Annotated in this window: 1 protein-coding gene; it reads right to left on the reverse strand. The window is 72.5% G+C overall.

The window, feature by feature from the left end:
- Positions 1-92: 92 nt before the first annotated feature.
- Positions 93-1,216, reverse strand: a 1,124-nt coding sequence (locus HLK59_RS50080) for a histidine kinase (RefSeq protein ID WP_171148340.1), incomplete at its 5' end; no start/stop codon positions are given.

Consider the following 1,216-nt stretch of genomic DNA (forward strand, 5'->3'; position numbering starts at 1 on the left):
GGGGATGGGGATGGGGAGTCGTCTGGTCCGGCATCTGCGGCCTCCTCTCGTCGTCTCGCGTTGCGTGGGGGACTTTCGCGGCGTCAGCGGGGTCATACGTGTGCTGCCAGCGGGAGTTCCAGGCGGACCTCCGTGCCCTTGGGGTGGGTGCCGCGGCCGATGCGGATGCGGGCGCCGACCGAGGCGGCTCGTTCGACCATGCCCACCAGGCCGAAGTGGCCTGTTCTGCGCAGTTGTTCGAGAGTGGTGCCGGGGGGCAGGCCTCGGCCGTCGTCGTAGACGCTCACGCACAGGAGGTCGCCGTGTACTCCCGCGCTCACGTCCACCCGGGTCGGGGACGCGTGGCGGTGGGCGTTCTCCAGCGCTTCCATGGCGATGGTGAGGAGTTGGCGGGCCACGGCCGGGGGGACAGCGGGTGCCGGGACCTCGCCGGTGGGGTGGTACACCGCCGGGAGCTTGGTCCGGGTGCCGAAGTCCCTGGTGCGGGCCGCCAGTTCCGTCAGTACGTCGGTGCTGTGGTCGGGGTCCGACTCGCGGCGCAGGTCCGCCAGGAGTTCACGGGACTCGGCGGCTGCCCGGCGGGCCGAGCGGGCCACCAGTTCCGCCTGTTCCTTGACCAGCGTGGGGTTCATGCGGTCGGCCGAGCCTGCCAGGCCGTCCGCCGCCAGGGCCACGCCGTACAGGGTCTTGGCCACCGAGTCGTGCATCTCCCGTGCCAGGCGGGCCCGTTCCTCGGCGATCGCCTCCGTGACGGCCAGGCGGGCCTGGACCTCGGTCAGGGCCGGGGTGGCGGCGCCGAAGCGGAACATGAGGTTGCGCAGGGCCGGGCCGACCGCGCCGGCGATGACGCAGAGGCCGGGGAGGAGGAGGCGTTCCGCGAGGGTGGTGGCCGGGTTCTGTGTCGGCGCGTAGACCAGGAGGAAGATCAGGGACTGAAGGCTCGCGAAGAACGCGGCGCCTCGCCAGCCGTAGACGATGCCGGCGAGGAGCGGGGTGCAGACGCTCACGTAGGCGAGGGGGGTGTCGGGGCCCGCGGAGATGAGGAGCAGGGAGCCGAAGAGGGTGTCCGCGGCGAGGAGGGTGGGGTGGCGGAGGAGGAGGGGGCCGAAGCGTTCCCAGTCCCTGAAGAGGACGTAGGAGCCCATGAAGGTGACGACCACCGCGGCGCCGACCAGGCGGGCGCCCAGGCCCGGGTTGGCGTTGAGGAGGGCGGAGG

Origin of the sequence: Streptomyces sp. S3(2020) (assembly GCF_013044505.1) — a bacterium.
In the GTDB taxonomy this organism is placed as follows: Bacteria; Actinomycetota; Actinomycetes; order Streptomycetales; family Streptomycetaceae; genus Streptomyces.